The 20038-nt window shown below is 61.5% G+C and carries 26 protein-coding genes and 1 tRNA gene; 12 read left to right on the top strand and 15 right to left on the bottom strand.

The window, feature by feature from the left end:
* The first annotated feature begins 1 nt into the window (after position 1).
* The 4 genes from narJ to moaA all read left to right on the top strand — a co-directional run bounded on the left by narJ (position 2) and on the right by moaA (position 3652).
* On the top strand, positions 2-745 hold the full coding sequence (gene narJ / locus ACTV8E_RS04385; protein ID WP_443198629.1) for a nitrate reductase molybdenum cofactor assembly chaperone: 744 nt from the start codon (positions 2-4) through the stop codon (positions 743-745).
* Positions 745-1530 (top strand): respiratory nitrate reductase subunit gamma, encoded by a 786-nt coding sequence (gene narI, locus ACTV8E_RS04380; RefSeq protein ID WP_273535795.1) that lies wholly within the window; start codon positions 745-747, stop codon positions 1528-1530. The genes narJ and narI overlap by 1 nt, the downstream gene beginning before the upstream one ends.
* A 180-nt stretch (positions 1531-1710) precedes the next feature.
* Entirely contained in the window at positions 1711-2577 is an 867-nt protein-coding gene (locus tag ACTV8E_RS04375; protein WP_443198628.1) for a peptidylprolyl isomerase, read from the top strand.
* Positions 2578-2659: 82 nt separating this feature from the next.
* Positions 2660-3652: a GTP 3',8-cyclase MoaA gene (gene moaA, locus ACTV8E_RS04370; protein ID WP_443198627.1), complete on the top strand. Its 993-nt coding sequence runs from the start codon at positions 2660-2662 to the stop codon at positions 3650-3652.
* Positions 3653-3924: 272 nt separating this feature from the next.
* Here moaA and ACTV8E_RS04365 read toward each other — a convergent pair whose 3' ends face one another.
* Positions 3925-5358, bottom strand: coding sequence for a M48 family metalloprotease (locus ACTV8E_RS04365; RefSeq protein WP_251836779.1), 1434 nt, complete (start codon positions 5356-5358; stop codon positions 3925-3927).
* A gap of 108 nt (positions 5359-5466) precedes the next feature.
* Here ACTV8E_RS04365 and ACTV8E_RS04360 point away from each other — a divergent pair, with 108 nt between their 5' ends.
* Positions 5467-5709, top strand: a complete 243-nt coding sequence (locus tag ACTV8E_RS04360) for a sulfurtransferase TusA family protein (protein ID WP_251836778.1) — start codon at positions 5467-5469, stop codon at positions 5707-5709.
* Between the two features lie 170 nt (positions 5710-5879).
* On the opposite strand, the gene ACTV8E_RS04355 is transcribed toward ACTV8E_RS04360, so the two are convergent.
* Both ACTV8E_RS04355 and ACTV8E_RS04350 read right to left on the bottom strand, forming a co-directional pair.
* Positions 5880-6353 carry a peroxiredoxin gene (locus ACTV8E_RS04355; protein ID WP_251836777.1) on the bottom strand — a complete coding sequence of 158 codons (474 nt, stop codon included), beginning with the start codon at positions 6351-6353 and terminating at the stop codon, positions 5880-5882.
* 13 nt (positions 6354-6366) lie between these two features.
* A complete protein-coding gene (locus ACTV8E_RS04350) occupies positions 6367-6924 on the bottom strand; it encodes a glycine cleavage system protein R (RefSeq protein WP_251836776.1) in 558 nt (185 codons plus the stop codon).
* Positions 6925-7088: 164 nt separating this feature from the next.
* Between ACTV8E_RS04350 and dapA the strand changes: the two genes are divergently transcribed.
* From dapA to ACTV8E_RS04330, 4 genes are all read left to right on the top strand, one after another.
* Positions 7089-7967, top strand: a complete 879-nt coding sequence (gene dapA, locus ACTV8E_RS04345) for a 4-hydroxy-tetrahydrodipicolinate synthase (protein WP_251836775.1) — start codon at positions 7089-7091, stop codon at positions 7965-7967.
* A gap of 18 nt (positions 7968-7985) precedes the next feature.
* Positions 7986-9083 carry an outer membrane protein assembly factor BamC gene (gene bamC, locus ACTV8E_RS04340; RefSeq protein WP_443198626.1) on the top strand — a complete coding sequence of 366 codons (1098 nt, stop codon included), beginning with the start codon at positions 7986-7988 and terminating at the stop codon, positions 9081-9083.
* A gap of 103 nt (positions 9084-9186) precedes the next feature.
* Positions 9187-10056, top strand: coding sequence for a phosphoribosylaminoimidazolesuccinocarboxamide synthase (locus ACTV8E_RS04335; RefSeq protein ID WP_443198625.1), 870 nt, complete (start codon positions 9187-9189; stop codon positions 10054-10056).
* Positions 10057-10161: 105 nt separating this feature from the next.
* A tRNA-Ser gene (locus ACTV8E_RS04330) sits at positions 10162-10251 on the top strand.
* A gap of 121 nt (positions 10252-10372) precedes the next feature.
* Here ACTV8E_RS04330 and ACTV8E_RS04325 read toward each other — a convergent pair.
* From ACTV8E_RS04325 to ACTV8E_RS04305, 5 genes are all read right to left on the bottom strand, one after another.
* Positions 10373-11623, bottom strand: coding sequence for an Arm DNA-binding domain-containing protein (locus tag ACTV8E_RS04325; protein WP_443198624.1), 1251 nt, complete (start codon positions 11621-11623; stop codon positions 10373-10375).
* Complete coding sequence (locus ACTV8E_RS04320) at positions 11602-11817, bottom strand: DNA-binding protein (protein ID WP_443198623.1); 216 nt, start codon at positions 11815-11817, stop codon at positions 11602-11604. The genes ACTV8E_RS04325 and ACTV8E_RS04320 overlap by 22 nt, the downstream gene beginning before the upstream one ends.
* 60 nt (positions 11818-11877) lie before the next feature.
* Positions 11878-12066: a hypothetical protein gene (locus tag ACTV8E_RS04315; RefSeq protein ID WP_443198622.1), complete on the bottom strand. Its 189-nt coding sequence runs from the start codon at positions 12064-12066 to the stop codon at positions 11878-11880.
* Complete coding sequence (locus tag ACTV8E_RS04310) at positions 12063-12674, bottom strand: hypothetical protein (RefSeq protein ID WP_443198621.1); 612 nt, start codon at positions 12672-12674, stop codon at positions 12063-12065. Before ACTV8E_RS04310 ends, ACTV8E_RS04315 begins: the two co-directional genes overlap by 4 nt.
* A gap of 366 nt (positions 12675-13040) precedes the next feature.
* Positions 13041-14033, bottom strand: coding sequence for a hypothetical protein (locus tag ACTV8E_RS04305; RefSeq protein ID WP_443198620.1), 993 nt, complete (start codon positions 14031-14033; stop codon positions 13041-13043).
* Between the two features lie 116 nt (positions 14034-14149).
* Here ACTV8E_RS04305 and ACTV8E_RS04300 point away from each other — a divergent pair, with 116 nt between their 5' ends.
* Positions 14150-14404 (top strand): hypothetical protein, encoded by a 255-nt coding sequence (locus ACTV8E_RS04300; RefSeq protein ID WP_443198619.1) that lies wholly within the window; start codon positions 14150-14152, stop codon positions 14402-14404.
* Positions 14405-14408: 4 nt separating this feature from the next.
* Here the strand turns inward: ACTV8E_RS04300 and ACTV8E_RS04295 are convergent, their stop codons facing one another.
* Positions 14409-16064, bottom strand: coding sequence for a DNA cytosine methyltransferase (locus ACTV8E_RS04295; RefSeq protein ID WP_443198618.1), 1656 nt, complete (start codon positions 16062-16064; stop codon positions 14409-14411).
* Positions 16065-16151: 87 nt separating this feature from the next.
* Here ACTV8E_RS04295 and ACTV8E_RS04290 point away from each other — a divergent pair, with 87 nt between their 5' ends.
* Complete coding sequence (locus ACTV8E_RS04290) at positions 16152-16898, top strand: DUF4145 domain-containing protein (RefSeq protein ID WP_443198617.1); 747 nt, start codon at positions 16152-16154, stop codon at positions 16896-16898.
* A 44-nt stretch (positions 16899-16942) separates the two neighbouring features.
* Here ACTV8E_RS04290 and ACTV8E_RS04285 read toward each other — a convergent pair whose 3' ends face one another.
* The 6 genes from ACTV8E_RS04285 to ACTV8E_RS04260 all read right to left on the bottom strand — a co-directional run bounded on the left by ACTV8E_RS04285 (position 16943) and on the right by ACTV8E_RS04260 (position 19326).
* Positions 16943-17215 carry a hypothetical protein gene (locus ACTV8E_RS04285; protein ID WP_443198616.1) on the bottom strand — a complete coding sequence of 91 codons (273 nt, stop codon included), beginning with the start codon at positions 17213-17215 and terminating at the stop codon, positions 16943-16945.
* A gap of 21 nt (positions 17216-17236) precedes the next feature.
* Positions 17237-17482: a hypothetical protein gene (locus tag ACTV8E_RS04280; protein ID WP_443198615.1), complete on the bottom strand. Its 246-nt coding sequence runs from the start codon at positions 17480-17482 to the stop codon at positions 17237-17239.
* Positions 17483-17493: 11 nt separating this feature from the next.
* Positions 17494-17904, bottom strand: a complete 411-nt coding sequence (locus tag ACTV8E_RS04275; RefSeq protein WP_443198614.1) for a hypothetical protein — start codon at positions 17902-17904, stop codon at positions 17494-17496.
* Positions 17901-18074 (bottom strand): hypothetical protein, encoded by a 174-nt coding sequence (locus ACTV8E_RS04270; RefSeq protein WP_443198613.1) that lies wholly within the window; start codon positions 18072-18074, stop codon positions 17901-17903. The genes ACTV8E_RS04275 and ACTV8E_RS04270 overlap by 4 nt, the downstream gene beginning before the upstream one ends.
* Before the next feature lie 515 nt (positions 18075-18589).
* Entirely contained in the window at positions 18590-18958 is a 369-nt protein-coding gene (locus ACTV8E_RS04265; protein ID WP_443198612.1) for a sigma factor-like helix-turn-helix DNA-binding protein, read from the bottom strand.
* 14 nt (positions 18959-18972) lie between these two features.
* On the bottom strand, positions 18973-19326 hold the full coding sequence (locus ACTV8E_RS04260) for a hypothetical protein (protein ID WP_443198611.1): 354 nt from the start codon (positions 19324-19326) through the stop codon (positions 18973-18975).
* A 417-nt stretch (positions 19327-19743) separates the two neighbouring features.
* Between ACTV8E_RS04260 and ACTV8E_RS04255 the strand changes: the two genes are divergently transcribed.
* Positions 19744-19986, top strand: coding sequence for a hypothetical protein (locus ACTV8E_RS04255; RefSeq protein WP_443198610.1), 243 nt, complete (start codon positions 19744-19746; stop codon positions 19984-19986).
* Positions 19987-20038: the final 52 nt, after the last annotated feature.

Below are 20038 nucleotides of genomic sequence, written 5' to 3'. Positions count from 1 at the left end.
CATGCAGATTCTCAAGGTGATTTCCCTGTTGCTCGACTACCCGACCGAGCAGTTACGTGAGGGCTATCTGGAGCTGGCGAAGGCCATCTCCACTGCTCGCGAGATCAGCCCTGAGCAGCGCGGCGAACTGCGCCTCTTGCTGGAGGAGCTGGTGGGCGGCGAGCTGATGGACGTGCAGGAAGCCTACAGCGAACTGTTCGACAAGGGCCGCTCGCTGTCGCTGTTGCTGTTCGAACATGTCCACGGCGAGTCGCGCGATCGCGGCCAGGCAATGGTCGACCTGATGGCCCAGTACGAGGCCGCCGGGTTCGCCATCGGCGTGCGCGAGCTGCCCGACTACATCCCGCTGTACTTGGAATACCTCTCCACCCGCGACGATCTGGAGGCCCGCGAGGGCCTGGCGGATGTGGCGCACCTGCTGGCGCTGCTGGCCGCGCGCCTGGAGGAGCGCCAGAGCCCGCACGCGGCATGTTTCGGCGCGCTGCTGCAGATCGCCGGACAACCGCTGACCGCGGTCGCCCAACTGCGCGAGCAGGTGGCGGCCGAGGAACGCGACGATTCGCTGGAGGCCCTCGACAAGATCTGGGAGGAAGAGCAGGTGAACTTCCTGCAGGCCGAACAGCAGGACCGTTGCCCGTCGCAGCCTTCCGGGCCGGGCAAGGCTCGTGAGGAAACGGCGGTACCGCTGCACTGGACTGATTTCAAGCATGACGGGCAAGCCGCGCTGGCCCAGGAGGTGCGTTAATGGCTAACTTCAATTTCCTGCTGTTTGGGGTTTATCCCTACATCGCCCTGGCGATCTGCCTGATCGGCAGCTGGGCGCGCTTCGACCTGGCCCAGTACACCTGGAAGACCGGTTCCAGCCAGATGCTCGCCCCCCAGGGCATGCGCCTGGCCAGCAACCTGTTCCATGTGGGCATCATCTTTGTGCTGTGCGGCCACTTCGTCGGTCTGCTGATGCCCGAAGCCCTGTACCACCACGTCATCAGCAGCGCCGACAAGCAACTGCTGGCCATGGTATCGGGCGGCTTCTTTGGTCTGCTGTGCCTGATCGGTCTGATCATGCTGATCCATCGTCGCTTCACCAATCCCCGCGTGCGCGCTTCGTCCAGCACCTCGGACCAGCTGGTGCTGATCGTACTGCTGGTGCAGCTGTTGCTGGGCTTGGGCACCATCGTCGCCTCCACCGGACACATGGACGGCTCGGTGATGATCATGCTGGGCAATTGGGCGCAGAGCATCGTCACCCTGCAACCGGTAGTGGCCGCCGAGGCCATCGCCCCGGTGTCGCTGATCTACAAGCTGCACGTGTTCCTCGGCGTGACCCTGTTCGTGCTGTTCCCCTTCACCCGCCTGGTGCACATTGTCAGCGCACCGGTGTGGTACCTGGGCCGGCGCTACCAGATCGTGCGCATGAAAAACACCGGTCGCAGCCTGCCGCCGGTGCAGGCACCGGCCGGCTACCGTGCGCCCGTCCAGGCGACGCCACACCGCGTGGCGCCCAAGAAAGTGAGCGAGCCGGTGGCTTGATTCCCTGAATCCGTGGGCGGGCTCAGCCCGCCACGTTGGCCCGGCGGGGTGTACCCGCCTACGGCCCAGGCAACACCCAGCGAGGAAATGATCATGGGATGCGGATGTGGTGGCGGTGGTAGTGGCGGCGGTTGCGGCGGTGGGCATCAACAGCCTGCGGCTCCCGCCTATGAGGCAGCGATGCTTCACGAACCGAAGGTCTTCGAGCCGGAGGAGTCTGAACAGGCGAAGGCCGCTCCGGCTGAGCTGATCGCGTCCAGCGAGCAGGAATGGCCGCGCATCAAGGTTAACGGCGTGGCGATTGCCGCCGAGGCGATCGCTCAGGAATTGCAATATCACCCGGCAGGCAGCCGGGAAGAGGCGGTGTTCCTGGCCAGCCAGGCCCTGGTGATCCGCGAGTTGCTCCAGCAACGTATCGCTGCCTTGGGACTCAAGGTGAGCCCGGCTGCCGGGGAAAGCGAGGAAGAGGCGTCCACGCGCGCCCTGGTCGAGCGCGAAGTTCCGATGCCCCGTGCTGACGAGCCGGCCTGCAGACAGTATTTCGACAGCAACCGTGCACGTTTCGCCAGCGCGCCCCTGCTGGCAGCGCGGCACATCCTGCTTGGCTGTCCGGCGGACGATGTGGAAGAACGCAGCCGCACGCTGGAACGCGGCGAGGCGCTGCTGGAGCAGCTCAAGGCCGACGGCTCGCGTTTTGCCGAGCTGGCCCTGGTCCATTCGGACTGCCCGTCGAAAGCGCAGGGCGGCGCCCTCGGACAGATCAGCAAGGGCCAGACGGTGCCGGAATTCGAGCGCCAGCTGTTTCGTCTGCCGCTCGGTCTGGCCGGCCGGCCCTTGGAAAGTCGCTACGGCTTCCACTTGGTATGGGTCGATCAACGTGTCGAGGGCGAACTGCTGCCCTATGAGGCGGTGGCCGGTTCCATTCGCGCTGAGCTGGATCAACGTGTCTGGCAGGTGGCTGTGGCACAGTACCTGAAGAACCTGGTGGGTGAAGCGGATATCCAGGGCATTCACCTGGAAGGCGCCGACTCACCCTTGGTGCAGTAACGGCCATGCAGGCTTCAGCGGGGGATCAGGCATTAACGGTCCGCCGCACGAAGCCGGAGCCCTTCAAAACGGGAAGTAGCCCATGAACACCCCTTTGCAGGACGGCTTCGGCCGCCGTATCGATTACCTGCGTCTGTCGGTGACCGACCGCTGCGATTTCCGCTGTGTGTACTGCATGGCCGAAAACATGACCTTTCTGCCGCGCCAGCAGGTGCTCAGCCTGGAAGAGCTGTATCGGGTCGCCGCGCTGTTCGTGGCCCGGGGCGTGAAGAAAATTCGCCTCACGGGCGGTGAGCCGCTGGTGCGGCCGGGCATCGTCGGACTGTGTGAGAAAATAGCCGCGCTGCCCGGCCTGCGTGAACTGGTAATGACCACCAACGGCTCGCAACTGACCAAGCTGGCCAAACCCCTGGCTGAGGCGGGGGTCAAGCGCCTGAATATCAGTCTGGACAGCCTGGATGCAGCGAAATTTCGCGCCATTACCCGCACCGGTTATTTGCATCAGGTGCTGGCTGGCATCGAGGCGGCCCGCGAGGTGGGTTTTGCGCGCATCAAGCTGAATGCGGTGGTGATGAAGGGGCGCAATGACGAGGAAGTACCGGCGCTGGTGAACTATGCGCTGTCTCGCGGTCTGGACATCAGTTTTATCGAGGAAATGCCGCTGGGCGACGTGGGTCGTTCGCGGGGCGAGAGTTTCTGCTCCAGCGATGAGGTGCGGGCGCTTATCGCCCAGCGCTATGAGCTGTTCGACAGTGCTGAGCACAGCGGTGGCCCGGCCCGTTACGTGCGAGCCAATGAGTTTCCCGACAGCCGCATCGGCTTCATCTCGCCCCATTCACACAACTTCTGCGCCACATGCAACCGCGTGCGCATGACGGTGGAAGGCCGCCTGCTGCTGTGCCTGGGCCACGAAAATTCCATCGATCTGCGCGCCTTGCTGCGTCGCCACCCCACCAGCGACCAGCCGATCCTCGCCGCCATCGACGCCGCCGTGCAGCGCAAACCGTTGCGCCACGAATTCTCCACGGGCGGCGAGGTGCAGGTGTTGCGCTTTATGAATGCCAGCGGGGGGTAGCGCTGGCTGCTTCCCGTGGCCCCAGCGGAAACCATGCCTGGCCCGGTGGGGCGCTCCCTCTCGGCGCGGCATGGTGCGATTTTGTAGGAGCCTGTGCCGAGCACGGTTTGTCGATGTGGGAGTCGTGACCTCGCGGCGAAGGCGATGGTATGACGCGGAGCATACGGCTTCGCTCGCTAAAGGCTTCGGCCCGAGGTCGGGCCTCCCACGGGTTGCGTGCCAGCCCGTAGAACGGGGGAAACCCGCCATATGGCCAGAGTGGCCAAGCGAACCTAGCGCAGCATTTCCTTGAGCAGCCGCTGTTCATTGCGCAGGTCGCTCTGCCGGGCATCGATGCGTGCGGTCAGGGGGAAGTTGTTGCTGACCCGGCGCTTGGCATAGTCCAGCTGTTCCAGGGCCTGGTCATAGTCGCCGACCAGGGCGAAAAACTCCGCGCGGGCCTGGTGCAGGCCCACGATATTGCCGGCCAGGCCGCGCACTTCGGATACCTGGTACCAGACGTCCGGGTCTTTATGCCGGGTTTTCAGCAACTGGTCCAGCACCGCTTCCGCCTGGCGCGGCTGACCTTGCTTGAGGAACAACTCGGATTGCTCCTGTAGCAGCGGATAATTGTTCGGGTACAGGGCAAGCAGACGCGTGAGGCGTTGTTGCGCAGCGTCCAGGCGGTTGGCGGTGGCGTCGATTTCGATCAGCGCCAGGTTGTAGGCGATGTCGTCGGGTGCTTTGTTCAGCAAGCTTTGCAGCGTCTGGCGCGCTTCCTCGAGCTGGCCGGTGCGGCTCAGGCTGAGGGCCAGGCCGTAGCGCGCCGCGTCCATCTGCGGATTTTCCTCGAGCTGGGCACGAAAGCGCTTGGTGGACAGCCCCGCAGTGGACTCGAATTGCAGCTGTGCGCGGGCGCGCATCAATTGATAGGCCAGGCTGTCCTGCTTGCCGCCATTGGCGGATTGTTCGGCGCGGTTGCGTGTGTCGGCGATACGCGATTCGGAAACCGGGTGAGTGAGCAGAAACTCCGGTGGCTTGGCGTCGTAGCGGTATTGACGCATCAGGCGCTCGAACATGTTGGGCATGCCGCGCGGGTCGTAGCCGGCGTTGCGCATGTTGACCAAGCCGATGCGGTCGGCTTCCTGCTCGTTCTGCCGAGAGAAGCTACGCTGGCTCTGGATCGCCGCCGCCTGGGTCGAGGCAATCGCGGCAATCCCTGCATCGCCGGCGCCGGCAGCGGCGGCAATCACCCCGGCGAGCAGCGCGGCCATCATCGGCAGCTGCATGCGCTGCTGAGCTTCCAGTCCGCGAGCGAAGTGGCGTTGTGACAGGTGAGCGAGTTCGTGGGCAAGCACCGAGGCGAATTCGGCTTCGGTCTGGGCGTGCAGGAACAGCCCGCCGTTGACGCCGATGATCCCGCCCGGCGCGGCGAAGGCGTTCAATTGAGAGCTGTTGAGCAGCACGAACTCCAGGCGCCGATCCTGCAGTTGGCTGGTTTCCGCCAGACGGTAGACGCTGGTTTCCAGGAAATCCTTGAGCAGCGGATCGGACAGTTGCGAGACCTGTCCGCGCAATACGCTCAGCCAGGCACGGCCGAGCTGGTGTTCCTGCTCCGGCGAGACAATGGCCGAGCTGGCATCGCCCAGAGCCGGCAAGTCACTGGCCGGCACGGCTTGGCTCAGGCACAGGGCGAGCGTCAGCAGGGTAGGGCGCAAAACATTCATGCAGGCGGCTCATGGCGGAAAGGGAATCTTACTTTAGCCGTGCCGGATGCTTGCTGGCCAGCGGCGCGGCGACTTGGGTATCCTTGCGCGCCTGATCGGAGATGAACCATGACTGATGTTGCCCCGGCCCATGATGCGCAGGTGGATGCCAGCGGCCTGAACTGCCCGCTGCCCTTGCTCAAGGCCAAGCTGGAACTCAATCGCCTGCCCAGCGGTGCGGTGCTCAAGGTGATTGCCACCGATGCCGGCTCGCAACGCGACTTTCGCGCCTTCGCCCGCTTGGCTGGGCATACGCTGCTGCGCGAGGAAGAAGAAGCGGGCGTGTTTCGCTATTGGTTGCAGAAGGCGTAAGGTGCTGCCGCGTTAGATGCGTAGGGTGGGCTGAGGCGCGAGCGAGGCGTTTCCAGTCTATTCGGAGGCATCACGCCAATACCCATCAGCGTCAAATCCAATGGGTATCGCTGCGCTCAACGCCATCCTGCGGATGCGCCGCCTAAGTCGTCTTTCTTTGGGAATTTAAATCAGCCCTGATGCAGTGCCTGCGCCGCCGCCAGCACGGCGTCCACATGGCCGGGCACTTTCACACCACGCCATTCCTGGCGCAGTACGCCCTCGGCATCGATCAGAAACGTGCTGCGCTCGATGCCCATATATTCCTTGCCGTAGAGCTTTTTCAGCTTGATCACGTCGAACTGCTGGCAGAGCTGTTCTTCCTTGTCGGAGATCAGCTCGAAGGGAAAGGCTTGCTTGGCCTTGAAGTTTTCGTGGGCTTTGAGGCCGTCTCGCGATATGCCGAACACGCGGGTATTGGCAGCCAGGAAGTCGTCGTGTCGATCACGAAAGCCCTGGCCCTGGGTGGTGCAGCCCGGCGTGCTGTCCTTGGGATAGAAGTACAACACCACCTGCTGACCCTTGAGCGCACTCAGGGAAATCTGCTGGCCGCTGGTGGCCGGCGCCAGGAAGTCGGCAACCGGTTGGTCGAGGCTGACAGTCATGACAACTCCTTACTTACGGGTTCTGCGGGCGCCAGGGTTCGATCAGCGCGTCCAGGTTCAGCGCATCGGCGAAGTCCAGGAACTGATCACGCAACCAACTGATTTGCGTGCCGGCCGGCAAGGTCACGGTGATGGTGGCGTTGAGCATGGTGCTGCCGGTCTGCGGTGCCTCGTAGGTTTCACAGGTGAGGTTTTCCAGCTCGACCTTGTGATCGAGGAAAAACTGGCACAGCTCGTTGAGGATGTCCGGCCGGTAGGCGGCGCTGACATAGGCGACGTAGGGCAGTGCCTGGGGGCGGTCCTCCAGCGGCACGCTGCGCACCACATTGGCGGTGAATGCGTGGCGCTTGGCCAGGATCGGCAAGCTGCCTTCCAGGCGCGCCAAGGCATCCCAGCTGCCAGCCACCTGCAAGGTCAATGCACTGCATTCACCGTGGCGGCTCAGGTGCGTCGAGGTAACCAGGCAGCGGTTCTCATGGCAGGCCCGGCACAGGACGTTGGTCAGTTCCATGGGATTGGGGCCGAGGGCACTGATGACCAAAAATTGTTCACGAACGGGCGGGGTGGACATGCAACCTTCCTAAAACGATGAAGTCGACACCAGGCGGCGTCAAACAGATGCCGAAGGGTAGCGAAAAGCAGCGCCAAGGGGAATGCTCGGGCTCCGAACTTCGCTTGTGCCTGACTAAAGCCGACAGTACCATTGCGGTCTCTTTTTCCGGCAGGAGCGGTTGCATGATTGCGGGCAGTATGGTGGCGCTGGTCACTCCCATGGATGCGCAGGGCGCTCTGGATTGGGACAGCCTGAGCAAGCTGGTGGACTTCCACCTGCAAGAAGGCACCGACGCCATCGTCGCGGTCGGGACCACGGGCGAGTCGGCGACCCTGACCGTTCCCGAGCACGTCGAAGTGATTCGTCGAGTGGTCGACCAAGTCAATGGCAAGATTCCGGTGATCGCCGGTACCGGGGCCAACTGCACCCGTGAAGCCATCGAGCTGACCACCAACGCCAAAAACGTTGGCGCCGATGCCTGCCTGCTGGTGACCCCCTACTACAACAAGCCGACCCAGGAAGGCCTGTACCTGCATTTTCGCGCCATCGCCGAAGCCGTGGCGATTCCGCAGATCCTTTACAACGTGCCGGGCCGTACCGTGTGCGACATGCTGCCCGAGACCGTCGAGCGCCTGTCCAAGGTGAGCAATATCATCGGCATCAAGGAAGCCACCGGCGACCTGCAGCGCGCCCAGGAGGTCCTGGATCGCGTGAGCAAAGACTTCCTGGTCTATTCCGGTGATGATCCCAGCGCCTTCGAGCTGATCCTGCTCGGCGGCAAAGGCAATATCTCGGTAACCGCCAACGTTGCGCCGCGCGCCATGAGCGACCTGTGTTCTGCAGCCATGCGTGGCGAAGCGGGTATCGCTCGCGCTATCAACGACCGCCTGATGCCACTGCACAAAGCCCTGTTCCTGGAAGCCAATCCGATTCCGGTGAAGTGGGCGCTGCATGAAATGGGCATGATGCCCGACGGCATTCGCCTGCCGCTGACCTGGCTCAGCGAGCGCTACCACGAGCCGCTGCGTCAGGCCATGCGCCAGACCGGTGTGCTGGCCTGACTTGAGGAACTACTGCGCATGAAGCGACTCGCCGGACTGTCTGTACTCGCCATGGTCATCACCAGTACCGGCGGTTGCGGCTGGCTCTGGGGCCAGGATGGCTATTTCCGTGACCGCGGCAGCGATTACCTGGAGGCGCGCCAGAGCGCCCCGATGCGTTTGCCCGAAGGCGTGCAGGCCAAGCCACTCGATCCGTTACTGCCGGTGCCCCGGCAGGTTGCCTCGTTGGAAACCCGTGGCACGTTCGAGGTGCCGCGTCCGCAGCCGTTGCAAGTCGACAGTGGCAGCGAGTTCAGCCTGCAGAAAAGTGGCGAGTCGCGCTGGGTTCTGGCCCAGCGTCCGCCTGCCGAAGTCTGGCCATTGGCCCGGCAGTTCTTTGAAAGCAATGGTTTCCGGATTGCCAGCGAGCAGGCTCGCACCGGCGAGTTCAGCACCGACTGGCAGCGTTATGACAATCTCCCAGCCTCGTTGGCCCGTCGCTTGAGTGGCCGCGTTGCAGTCTCAGCGCCCGATGCGCAAACCCGGGTTCGGGTGCGCATCGAGCCGGGCGTGCAGCGTAATACCAGTGAAGTCTTCGTGGTCAGCGCCGAGCGTCCAGCCGGTAGCACGGCAAACGTGGACTTCCCCAGCCGCTCCAGCAACACCAGCCTGGATGGTGCGCTGTTGGACGAGTTGCTGACCAGTCTGGAACGCAGCACGGTGCAAGGTGGTTCCGTGTCACTGGCCGCACGCGATTTCAACACCCCAAGCCGGGTCAGCCTGAGCGAAGACGGCAACGGTAACCCGCTGCTGAACCTGGGCACCGATTTTGACCGGGCCTGGGCGAACGTGGGGCGCGCTCTGGAAATGGCTGACCTGCGCATCGATGACCTCAACCGCAGCCTGGGCATCTACTACGTTGATCTGGCCAAGGGTGCGCAGAAGAACGATAAGCCGGGTTTCTTCTCCCGCCTGTTCGGCGGCAGCGATGAGACCAGCTCCGGTGATCGTTACCAGGTGCGCCTGACCCGTGTGGGCGACAGCGTGCAGGTTTCCCTGGAAAAGGATGCCGACACCCTGGCGCCTGCCGATGTCTCCCGTCGCGTGCTGCGCCAGTTGCAGGAAAATCTTGGCTGACAGGCGTGCCTGACGCGCCAGCCGCCGGGTACGCCCGGCGCTCTGAACATAGGCGAAACTTCGGTTTCGCCTGTTTCGTTTAATGAATGCGGATACCGCCGATATGACCACGCCTACCGCTCTGAGCCTGAAGAAACTCTATTCCGGCAAAGTACGCGACCTCTATGAAATCGATGACCAGCGCATGCTGATGGTCGCCAGCGACCGCCTCTCGGCCTTTGATGTGATCCTCGACGAGCCGATCCCGGAAAAGGGCAAGATCCTCACCGCGATTTCCAACTTCTGGTTCGACAAGCTCAAGGATCTGGTGCCCAACCACTTCACCGGCGACAAGGTAGAGGATGTGGTGCCTGCCGCCGAGCTGCCGCTGGTGGAAGGCCGCGCGGTGGTCGCCAAGCGCCTCAAGCCGGTGACCGTGGAGGCCATCGTGCGTGGCTATATCGTGGGTTCCGGCTGGAAGGAATACCAGCAGAGCGGTACCGTCTGTGGCATTCAGCTGCCCGCCGGGCTCAAGGAAGCCGCCAAGCTGCCCCAGCCGATCTTTACGCCTTCGACCAAGGCTGCCGTGGGCGACCATGACGAGAACATCTCCTTCGAACAGTGCGAAGCCATCATCGGCAAGGACCTGGCGGCCAAGGTGCGCGACACCTCCATTGCGCTGTACACCGCCGCCGTCGAATACGCTGCCACCCGCGGCATTATCATCGCCGACACCAAGTTCGAGTTCGGCCTGGACGAAAACGGCACCCTGACCTTGATGGACGAAGTGCTGACCCCGGATTCCAGCCGCTTCTGGCCGGCCGACAGATACGCCGAAGGCAAGAACCCGCCGAGCTTCGACAAGCAGTTCGTGCGCGACTGGCTGGAGTCCACCGGCTGGAACAAGGAGCCACCGGCCCCCGCCGTACCGGCCGATGTCGCCCAGAAAACCGCCGATAAATACCGCGAAGCGCTGACCCGCCTTACGGCTTGAGCTGACAACGGCGGCGCATCGCACGCAAGCATCTGATCCTGCGCGAAAATTCCCTGCAAAAGGGTTCGACAAATGGACATGAGCTGGTATGATGCGCGCCGACTTGGGAAGATGCCGGAGTGGCCGAACGGGACGGATTCGAAATCCGTTGAACCAGCAATGGTTCCTAGGGTTCAAATCCCTATCTTCCCGCCATATTGCAAAACGACGAAAGCCCCGCAGAATCTTGGTTCTAGCGGGGCTTTCGCGTTTCTGGCGTTCTGTTTAGGACAAATTTAGGACAAAAACAGGGTATTCCACGCCGCCGCAGGCCGCCCTAGTCCGTCCGAAAACCCATCATCTGCGAGACCATGCCGGCCATGCTCTTGGTGTCGGATGGGATCCACCGACCGTAGTGCTTGCGGACCATCGTCGTATCGGCGTGCCCAAGCTGTCGGGCTACCCACTCCACCGGGACGTAGCTGGACAGCGCCTGGCTGGCGAAGGTGTGCCGGCACTGGTTCGCCCCCCGATGGCGGACGCCGGCTTTCTTCAGGTGGCCGGTAAACCAGGTGCTGACTGTCTTCCCATTCCAGGGCAGGCCGCTCGTCGAGCTTCTGAATAGTAGGCGGATCGATTCCTTGCGGGTGGTCACGTTGTCGCGCTGGGTCACGGTGATCAGCATCGGGGCAGAATTCTTAGCCACCTCGATTGCCGCCCGCAGAGCTGCTATAGCCGGGTCGATCAGCTCAACGGTGCGCACCCGCGACCTCTCCTTAGGCACCTTGTACTCTCCGACCACCAGCGCACGGCGAACACGGACAATGCCTGCGTCAAGGTCAACATCCTCGACAGCCAGTGCGACGATCTCAGACAGGGACAGGCCGGCCCAGCAGTTGAACAGGATCATTCGCACGTCGGTTGCGCGATCAGGATCCGCCGCGGCGATCAGATCGATTTCCTCGCGCGTGAACGGGTCCGCGTGCTCTATGTCCGTGTCGGTGTCGATATTCGTTATTCTGTCCAGCGGGTTGGTCTTGATGATCCCGTCGCCGAACGCATCGGCCCAGACACCACGCACCACGGTAAAAATGTCGTTGACCGTCTTAGGGGCAAGGCCTCCTTTCAACAGGTGCGCCTGGAACAGCTCCAGATCGGATTTGCTCACGTCGACAATTCGTCGCGCACCGAACTTCGACTCGACACGCTTAGACTTGCTCTTGTAGTTGTCGAACGTGCTTTTCGCCTTCTTGGCCTGCATCACTTCCAGCCAGCGGTCGACGCCTTCCTTAACCGTGCGCCGCGTGCCCGGCCCGCCGGCGCCGGAGAAAGCTGCCGCGCGAGTCGACTCCGGGAAGTGAGCGGCATAGTCGAACCGCCCTTCCTTTATCTCGGCCAGGATCGTTCGCCGCTTGTTGTCGGCGTAGGCGACGCTGGCCTTGTTGATCTTGGCGATGCCAGGCAGTGGCTCGCGGCACCGCTGCCCATGGAGCATGAATGAGATCCGCAGCTGTTTGCCATTGATCTCAACGCCAGGGGGCAGCTTGGCCACTCCTGCCTGCAGGCTCACAGCTGGCCGCCCATCCATCCTTCAATCTCCCTGCGGCTGTAGACGATGCGGTTGGCTGGGTCCTTGCGCCAGTGCTTGCCTTCTAACCATTGGCCGCCGGAGCGGTATTTGCGAGCCGCCTCGGACGAGATTCCGAAGACAGGGAAGAGGAGTTCCTGACGGAACCAGGCGCCCGGCGTGATGTTGAAGTCAAGTTTCTCTGCTGCAGACATAGCAATTCCTCCCCGCCCAGTTGCCCAGGCAGGCTGTGATAGTGATTAAGGTCAGCGCCGTTAGCGGCTTGGCGCTTCCGGCTGTTCATCGGCTGGCTTGTTCCAGTTCTCCGCCAGTCCTGCCAGGGTGAAAGCCTCGACAGTGCGCTGGCATTCCGGGCAGGACAGCGAAAGGAAACCTTCTCTGTGCCGCACTCCTTCTAGCGCGCCGGAATAACCGCAGTGGCAAGGCTGGAGTACAGTGCTCATGCCTCATTTCCTTGGGCGTCGACCTTGCGGGTGGTGTAGGAAACCGAATACTCAGTCTCCACGGTGTACACCCCACCACACACATCGCATTCATGGTTGCAGTCGTTGCTGATGTCTTCATCCGGCTCGAACTTGCTGGCGCAGTAAGGACAAACAACTTCATCAGTAAGCTGGCAATCCCATTTGCTATGGCCGGATGTAGCGGCGGCAGCCAGGGCTTCGGCTTTGCGTTGCGCTTTCTGCTCCGTCACACAGGGTTGGCAGGCCCAGCCGCCGGTCACACCCCAGGGCGCCTCGGTGATCTGCTGGCGATGGATACCGCAATGTTCGCAGCGGTCATGCTCATGGCAGGTGATGTAGCTGTACTTTTCCCTATTGCCCAGGCACTTCTCACAGCCGCACACCCAGTACCAGGCGCCGTCGATACGCTCGGCGTACAGGCCACGGGTTGGCGGCTCAAGAATAACTTCGGGAAGACCGTTGCGGTGAGGCTGGCCTGGCGGCCACATACGGTTCCACTCGTTGGTGTGGCCGTTGCGGGTACGATCTGTCCAGTCGCCCGGAATTTCCGGGATCAGAATCTTGGTGTCTTTTAGGCTGGTGATCATGCTTCAACTCCTTTCGAAGGCAGCCGACATTTCAGGCAAGTGCATTTGTTCAAGGGGAGGCCGCTGGTTCGGCAGTAGACGGGTCGGGTCATGGATATATACCTATGCGATAGCCGGCCAAACCCCGCAGCTGGGTGGGTCTACCCTGAGGGGACATCCACGCGTGAGGTATCAGCCATGACTAAGAGTGGTGGTGGGGAAAGCGGACCGCAGGGCGGGTCTATAGAAAAAGCGCGTCCGATCTCGGATCAGCCCGAAGACGGCGGAAACTGGCCGACAAGAAAGCCAGGCGGTGGAAAGTCGGGCGGTAAAAGAGGTAAGGCTGTGCCTTCTGGCTAAGCCCGAGCCTGCCGTTCACGCCGAGGATTACGCGACGACGTAGCCGGCTTCGGTTTTTTGAATGGCGCCGCGCGTTACCGCTGCGCCGAATATTCGAGCGGCTCTAACGTTTCCGATCTTGGCTTCGCGGGCCCATTCCTTGATCGGAACTTTATCGCCGGGGCTGGCGCTGGCTGCTCGGTGTAGCAGGGCGTTTAGCAGTTCCGCATCGTCTCCCGGCAACTGATCACCAGCCGCCGTTTCCAGCATTTGAGCCGGGGTTTCTAGGGTTTCTGGGGTTTCCGGCACGGTTTCTGGTGTCCGTTGCTGTGGTTTCCCCTCAAGAAACGAATGGCGAGAATGACGCACAGCCGACAGGATCAACGCCGGGACGATCTCCAACGCCGCCGCGAATCCTAGGCACAGCAGGGCTGCCAACTGGCGTGGCAGGCTGGCTGCTTTCGCAGGCAGCGAGCGCAACTCGGTCAGTTCGCTGGAACTTGCATCGAGCCTCTCCCGAACTTGCCACCGCTGAGCGTCCAGGCGCCGCTGCGCTGTCGTCTCCAGCATGAGCGCCTTGGTCACCATCCCTCGCTCACGCATGACCGCGCCTTGATCCTGCGCCGACCGTGCCTCTTCTTCGATACGCTCCAGCCGTTCAAGATCCAACTTCCGAGCTGTTTCCAGGTCCGTGATCCGTTGTTTCTGAATCGCATCGTGTTGCGCATGGCTGGCAATGATGGACGACATTAGCCTGTCGTAGGTGGCCCATCCGGACACGCCGGCGAGGACCAGGGCACACGCGATCAGCAGCACAGCTAAGGCATGTCGCCCTACAGTCAACATGTACAGCGACACGGGCCATGCCGCGTACTTGAACAAGTCGAGCAGCACAGCGGCTCCAGCGAACAGCGTGGCCAGTAGACGGTCGTCAATCAGGGCATGGATGGCCAGAAATACGGATAGGGCAGTCACGCCGGAGAGCGAGAGAGCCAGTGCGGTTAGCGGCCATGCGTAGGGCACGGCCTGGTTATCAGACATAGGTCTGCCCTTGCATGTTGACGGGTTCCGGCAACGCACCTTGACCCCGCCGAAAACGGATTATCCTCGGTCACGACAGTCGTTGAGGTTGCAACGCTGATAACTGAGGTGGCGATATGGAAAATACGAATTGCTTTATCTGCGAAGCTGATGCCAGTCCTGTCCAGACAACAGAGGATTTCGAGCGACTGGCTTGCCCAGTCTGCGGCGAGTACGAAATAACCAAAGATGTCTTGAACCAGATGAAGCAGCACGGCGCCATATTCGGCGTGCCTGAGGCTCGCGAATGGCTTGGCAGTCATCTAGGGTCAGGGAAAATCCCCCGAATCACTTGGGCTGTGGCAGCACGATTGCTGCCCAGCAAAGAATGATCAGCTAGGCAGCGCGCTTCATCCGCTCCCGCCACGGATCATTCGCCCGAGCAATCGCAGCCATGGGCGGCGGGCTCACTGAGTTGCCGCACATGTGCACCTGCTCCGATTTGGTGAACCGCCGGCCATCATGCCCATGGGTGATGATGTAGTTCGGCGGGAAGCCTTGAGCCGCGTACAGCTCATGCGGCTGCAGCATGCGCAGACAGATATCGACGATCACGTACGGGTCGCCACCAATCCAGACGGTGACCAGGGCCAGGCGGTCCTTGGTTGTGATGGTTGGCAGCGGCGACCCCGGCGAGGACAAGTTGTCTGTGCCGTAGTAGCTCATCAAGAAAGCTGCACAGCGCAGCGCCCCTTGCTCGGCATCGGGCGTAAGCATCAGCTCCACTAAGGCAGACTTGCCGCCACCGCCCGCTGTGATGGTGGGTGCCGGCTCGTCCAGGCCCTGGCCAACGCTCGCCCCGAACTGACGGGACAGGAAGGCCGTTGCCAAGGCGTGATGCTGCCCGCCGGCACTGATCGTGTGCAGCGGATCATCCATCGCCCGGGCATCGCAGTTGCCACGCATGTGCACCAGGTTCGCCGTCACCAGTTGCTGCTGGCTGCCGGTGTTCGTGACCGTGGTCATCGGTGCGGTCATTGGTTTCGAGAAGACCGTGTTGAATCCGCCGTTCGCCTGATACATAAAGGCAGCCTCACCAGCGGGGCCCGGGATCATGAAGGGTCGGGCTTTCTCTATCACCTCGCGCTGGATGCCCTTGGCGATCCGCCGCATGGTGGCGGTCGCAAGCGGTTTCTTGCGACCGAAGATGCTCTTGCTGGGCACGCTCCAATCGATGCACTCAGCCGCGGTGCGGTAGAGCTTCTGACCCTTTGCCGGCTTTGCGGCATGAGTTGGATCCGGCCAGGTAATGGGCTGGCCATCGCGGCGGGCGACCAGAAACAGGCGTTCGCGGCTGGTCGGAGCGCCGTAGTCGCAGGCGCGCAAAACCCGATGCTCGACTACGTAGCCCAGCGATTCGAGCTGCTGCAAGAACCGGCGCCAGGTCGAGCCCTTGCGCTTCGGATCCGGCACCAGGAACTGTTCGTGGCGCGGCACACGTTCGCCCGGGGCGGCAATACGGTTGACCGTCTTCCCGGTGCGCAGGCATTTGATCAGGTCCAGAGTTATGACACGCCCGGTCTTCTTGCAGCGCTTGGCAATGAGTGGGCCCCAGGAGCGAATCTGCTTCACGTTCTCCAAGCTGATGATGCGCGGGCTGGCGATGCCGGCCCACTTGATAACCACCCACGACAGGTCACGGATTTCTTTCTTGCGGGGCTGCCCGCCGGCGGCCTGGCTGTGATGCGTGCAATCCGGGCTGGCGTGAAACCAACCGATGCGGCGGCCTGCCAGTGTTTGAACTGGATCCACTGCCCAGACGTCTGTCTGCAGGTGCAGCGCGCCCGGGTGATTGGCTTCGTGCATGCTGATCGCCGCAGTGTTGTGGTTAATGGCGATGTGCACCGGTCGGCCGAGGCCCATCTCCAGGCCAGTGCTGGCGCCGCCGCCACCGGCGAACAGGTCGACGTTGATTTCCTCGTCCTGCTCAGTGAGGGGCAGGCCGTACTGGGTGCGGAAATCCAAGGCATGGGGTTGCTGAATTACGGACATAGCAAATCCTTTCGCCTAGTGGCGCTTTGAAATGGGTTCGGGGTAATGTCGGGTCTGGCATGAAGCCGAAGCACCCGGGAGGTCAGCTTGGACGAGTCGTTATTCATCACTACTTATGCTGAAAATCAAATTCCAAGTTTGGAATGCCCCTGTTGTCGAAACGCGCCACTTTCGATTAATGAGCTAGTTGTTCAGGCAACAGCTGCAAGTGACATGGCGCGGAGCGAGGATTGGTGGGAGCTGGAATATGAGGAACTTGTTTTTCGTCTAACGCTTAAATGCCCTCATTGCCGAGAAACTGTATTCGCGCAAGGTGATGGGTATGTAGAAGAGGAGATTGAGGTAGATAATTACGGGGATTGGACTAGACATTGGGTGAAATACTTACGCCCTAAGTACTTCTTTCCATCCCTTAAGTTTGTTTCGTGCCCTGCAGCTACTCCTGAAGAGGTACAGAAGCATCTTGATGCAGCATCGGCATTGTATTTCTCGAATCCGGCAGCATGCTGCAACAGCTTGAGAATGGCAGCCGAGGAGATTCTGACATCTCTTGGGGTGCTAACCGGCCAGCCGGGAAATTTTATAAGTTTTGGAAATAGAATACATAAACTTCCTGAGAGCTCTAGCGAGTATAACTTGCTCGATGCTATTCGCTGGCTAGGAAATGCTGGCAGCCATTCTGGTTCTGCTATTACACATAAAGACGCTGAGAACGCATTTAATGTTATCGATCTATTAGTTGATGAGTGCTACAGCGACCGCAAGAAAAAAATCCATGAACTTGCCGCTGCTATAAGAGCGAGTAAAGGGCCTATAGCTCTTCGGATTTCGTGAAATCATCGCCGCATGGTGTACGGCGTCTATAGGATCTGCGAATCTCACGGCCACACCTCACGAAGCACCGCCTGCTGCTTGGCTTGGCGAGTGCCGCGCTTGGCCAAGGGCAGCGGCGGTTGCTTGCGCTGTGTTGCGGCGCCGCGCTTTCGCGCCTTGGCATCGCTGACTGCACGGCCGTTATAGCTGGCGCCCTCTGCGCGGGCCTGGATGGGCGTGGTGGTAACCGGGCCGTGCTGGCGCTCAAATGCAGCCATCTGTTCGGCCAGGCGGGCGCGCACAGGCTCCAGAAGCTGGATGCTGGTTTGGTTGTGCATGGGAATGTCCGGTGATGGGTGTCAGGAGGGGCGCACGTCGTGGAATACAGCGCGCTTGGCGGCTCGCTTTGTCGGTTCGTCGAGGCGGATCAGCTCAAGGTGCAGCCCGCGGCGAACGGCTATGTGTCTTTCGCCACGGGTCCATTCGTACTCAACGCCTTCAACGCACCAGCGTGCAAGGGAATGGCGCGAGCCGGCGACTTCGATCAGGTCACTGATCTTGAGAATGTCCGTAGCCGCCTGTGAGGCGATGATGGGTCGAGGCATGTTGCCCTCCGTTATGGGCGGCGACTGTTTATGTCGATGCGGTGTTCGTTAGCAATGTGCCGCAGCACGTCACGGGTGATGCCGAGCGCGGCGGCAATGTCTTCCTGGCGCATGCGTTTGGCCAGGCGGCGTACGTGCGGGGCAAGCCGGGCACGCTCTTGTTGCCGGGCCTGCCTGCTGGACTGCAGAGCAATGCCGTGGCGCTCAGCAATGCGGTAGAGGGTTGCGTAACCCTTTCGTAGCTCCCGCGCCGCCGCCACGATTCCGAGCGGCGCATGCTGGCGCAGGGCTTCAACCAAGGCGGGGTCGTCAGCCCGCGTGAGGCGCTCATGCGTCTTGCGGGCGTCGACATGCACAATCTGGATTGCTCCCCCAGCAGCCTTGAACTGCTCGACTGCGTGCTGCAGCTGCTCCGGGCTCATGCCCGAACCTCAGTACGGCGGTAACGGTGAATCCAAAGGCCACCCGGCTCGCGGCGTGTGCTCACAGGCCAGCTGGATAGCCCAATCTGTTCAGCGGCCAGGATGATCTGGGTGATGGTGCGCCCGGCCACCTCTGAGAACGGGCCTACGTTTCGTACTGCGATAGTCATGACTGCTCTCCTTGGCAAACCGCATTGGCCGGACGCCAGGCGCGTAGGTGACCAAGCCCAGCCGTGAAGCTGGCCTGGCGTCCGCCGATGCGGTTTTGATGGGCGTAAAAAACCCGGCCGGAGCCGGGGGAGGGGGGAACGACGCAGAACGCATCGGGAAATGGTCAAGTCAGCCTATGGGTCGGCCACTTCCCGATACACCCTGGCGGGTGATGGCGCCCGTGACGTGGGCGAGTCGGTCGGCTCGCAGCGCGGTATGTCTTACAAGGACTTCGCTGCACCGGCTGCCGGTGTTTTTTAGCTCGACGCACCGCCGGCGGACGTCGTCCGGTCTCCACTAGGGCCCCCCGGCGGGGTTCTTCTTCGAAGTGAATCTAGACCGGATATCCTGAGTGAGGCCGAGCGCCTGCCCGCTTTAAGACCTCTCTCACAATTTGCGCCGCTGCTGGCACCCGTGCGGCTTCGGGTTATCGCAGGCCCTTGCGGGTCTGTCCCTGGCCAGTTCAGGGTTTTGCTTAGGCGGCGAGATAGACGTCATCCACTCGCTGTGTGCGGGCCATCACCTGCACGCGAGGCGCTTCAGGCCGGCGTACAGGCTGCATCTGCTGCACGTTACCGGCGCCAACCAGCAGGGCAACCATCAGCGGGGCGATGATTCCGCGCTTGAATGCCTCAAGGCACAGGCCGCGCACCGTCTTCTGCATCCCCAGCTTGAAGCGCGCGTCGTCCAGGCGCTGGCGCGCGCTATCAGGAGCGATGCCCATCTGGCGGGCAATCTCTTTGTGGGTCATGTCGTTGGCGGCCAACAAAAGCGCTTCGAGCTGCCGGCGTGGCAGGCCTGCATCGAGGCGGCCCTGCCAGCTACCTGCGGTGATGGTTTCCATGGGATGAATTCCTTTTAATCTTTAGGCTCAAGCGCATACTTGATGACCAGGTTCTCTTCCGGCGTGTAGATCGGATTGCATGTACTGCAATGGCCGGCGACTGCGATCTCTACTCGAAGCTGCGCGGTGTCAGCGTCCCGCAAACAGCTCGGGCAGTGCTCGGGCAAATCGCCTGGCAAATCTCCGTGACCAACAATGCAGCTCTCAGCTTCGGCGCGAGTCTCGTGGTCCTGCTCGCAAACCGGGCAGATGTAGACGGTGTGAACGTCTGGCCGGCAGCAATCCTCAGCCTCGCTTTCGTGGTCGTGATGTTCGCCGCAGCGATCACATTCGTATTTGACGATGACGCCTTTATCAGAGGCTGCCATTTGGGTTCCCTCCAGTTGTTTTCCCGCTGCGCCCTCAAGGGAAGGCGCAGGAGTGAAAATTTAGCGATGCGTTGATACTCTTCGTCATGGTGATATCAGGAAGATGGCCATGGACCCAAAGAATCTTGCGGTACTTATGCAGCTGAAAAAGGCGATGGAAATAGCAAATCCACCCGCCATTCCCGCCCCATTCGAACCACTGCCGCCGAAGCCACCTAAGAGCGGATGGGTCGTTGCGAATTGCCGCTTTTGTAAAACCACTAAGTTCAGCTATCGAGCTGATTGGGTTAATCCTCCAGTCATGTGTGAAGGGTGTCGTAACGAGCGGAAGACACGCTACAAGCCAGGCCAGGGCGAGACCCTTTACTCTGAAACTAAAGTCTTTCACGGCGGCGGCCCTGGATCAGGGAGGCGCAAATGACCACCAAGAACAAGCCAAATGAAACGCACGCTGAGCGACTGACTCGGCTGAAGCGAGTCAGAGACATGCTCAAGGAGAAGCTTGAGGCCATGCCGGTAGGTCGTGGCTCTGGGCTGCCCTTGGAAATTTATGAATTAGAGCAGCGCATTAAAAGGGAGGAGGTTCATGCGCTGTCGGGTTACCGCACGCCAAGGCGTCCGGTTTCCGGTGGCGCTCCTGGATCTAACCGAAGGAAGTAACTGCTCTTCACGAAACCCTTATTAACCAAAGGCTTCCTGGAGAGCATCCGGC

Origin of the sequence: Pseudomonas sp. B392_1p (assembly GCF_052245235.1) — a bacterium.
Taxonomy (GTDB): domain Bacteria; phylum Pseudomonadota; class Gammaproteobacteria; order Pseudomonadales; family Pseudomonadaceae; genus Serpens; species Serpens gallinarum.
The sequence above is the reverse complement of the archived record's forward strand: the minus strand, read 5'-3'. Positions and strand labels throughout refer to the sequence as shown.

Bases quoted from the DNA above. Each gene is read 5' to 3' on its own strand.
- bamC (WP_443198626.1), top strand. From the start codon at position 7,986: ATGAAGCGACTCGCCGGACTGTCTGTACTCGCCATGGTCATCACCAGT.
- ACTV8E_RS04275 (WP_443198614.1), bottom strand. From the start codon at position 17,904: ATGAGCCCGGAGCAGCTGCAGCACGCAGTCGAGCAGTTCAAGGCTGCT.
- ACTV8E_RS04260 (WP_443198611.1), bottom strand. From the start codon at position 19,326: ATGGCAGCCTCTGATAAAGGCGTCATCGTCAAATACGAATGTGATCGC.
- ACTV8E_RS04325 (WP_443198624.1), bottom strand. From the start codon at position 11,623: ATGGATGGGCGGCCAGCTGTGAGCCTGCAGGCAGGAGTGGCCAAGCTG.
- ACTV8E_RS04300 (WP_443198619.1), top strand. From the start codon at position 14,150: ATGGAAAATACGAATTGCTTTATCTGCGAAGCTGATGCCAGTCCTGTC.
- moaA (WP_443198627.1), top strand. From the start codon at position 2,660: ATGAACACCCCTTTGCAGGACGGCTTCGGCCGCCGTATCGATTACCTG.
- ACTV8E_RS04255 (WP_443198610.1), top strand. From the start codon at position 19,744: ATGACCACCAAGAACAAGCCAAATGAAACGCACGCTGAGCGACTGACT.
- ACTV8E_RS04305 (WP_443198620.1), bottom strand. From the start codon at position 14,033: ATGTCTGATAACCAGGCCGTGCCCTACGCATGGCCGCTAACCGCACTG.
- narI (WP_273535795.1), top strand. From the start codon at position 745: ATGGCTAACTTCAATTTCCTGCTGTTTGGGGTTTATCCCTACATCGCC.
- ACTV8E_RS04320 (WP_443198623.1), bottom strand. From the start codon at position 11,817: ATGTCTGCAGCAGAGAAACTTGACTTCAACATCACGCCGGGCGCCTGG.
- ACTV8E_RS04350 (WP_251836776.1), bottom strand. From the start codon at position 6,924: ATGTCCACCCCGCCCGTTCGTGAACAATTTTTGGTCATCAGTGCCCTC.
- narJ (WP_443198629.1), top strand. From the start codon at position 2: ATGCAGATTCTCAAGGTGATTTCCCTGTTGCTCGACTACCCGACCGAG.
- ACTV8E_RS04360 (WP_251836778.1), top strand. From the start codon at position 5,467: ATGACTGATGTTGCCCCGGCCCATGATGCGCAGGTGGATGCCAGCGGC.
- ACTV8E_RS04375 (WP_443198628.1), top strand. From the start codon at position 1,711: ATGCTTCACGAACCGAAGGTCTTCGAGCCGGAGGAGTCTGAACAGGCG.
- ACTV8E_RS04270 (WP_443198613.1), bottom strand. From the start codon at position 18,074: ATGACTATCGCAGTACGAAACGTAGGCCCGTTCTCAGAGGTGGCCGGG.
- ACTV8E_RS04310 (WP_443198621.1), bottom strand. From the start codon at position 12,674: ATGATCACCAGCCTAAAAGACACCAAGATTCTGATCCCGGAAATTCCG.
- ACTV8E_RS04265 (WP_443198612.1), bottom strand. From the start codon at position 18,958: ATGGAAACCATCACCGCAGGTAGCTGGCAGGGCCGCCTCGATGCAGGC.
- ACTV8E_RS04355 (WP_251836777.1), bottom strand. From the start codon at position 6,353: ATGACTGTCAGCCTCGACCAACCGGTTGCCGACTTCCTGGCGCCGGCC.
- ACTV8E_RS04335 (WP_443198625.1), top strand. From the start codon at position 9,187: ATGACCACGCCTACCGCTCTGAGCCTGAAGAAACTCTATTCCGGCAAA.
- dapA (WP_251836775.1), top strand. From the start codon at position 7,089: ATGATTGCGGGCAGTATGGTGGCGCTGGTCACTCCCATGGATGCGCAG.
- ACTV8E_RS04280 (WP_443198615.1), bottom strand. From the start codon at position 17,482: ATGCCTCGACCCATCATCGCCTCACAGGCGGCTACGGACATTCTCAAG.
- ACTV8E_RS04365 (WP_251836779.1), bottom strand. From the start codon at position 5,358: ATGAATGTTTTGCGCCCTACCCTGCTGACGCTCGCCCTGTGCCTGAGC.
- ACTV8E_RS04315 (WP_443198622.1), bottom strand. From the start codon at position 12,066: ATGAGCACTGTACTCCAGCCTTGCCACTGCGGTTATTCCGGCGCGCTA.
- ACTV8E_RS04285 (WP_443198616.1), bottom strand. From the start codon at position 17,215: ATGCACAACCAAACCAGCATCCAGCTTCTGGAGCCTGTGCGCGCCCGC.
- ACTV8E_RS04295 (WP_443198618.1), bottom strand. From the start codon at position 16,064: ATGTCCGTAATTCAGCAACCCCATGCCTTGGATTTCCGCACCCAGTAC.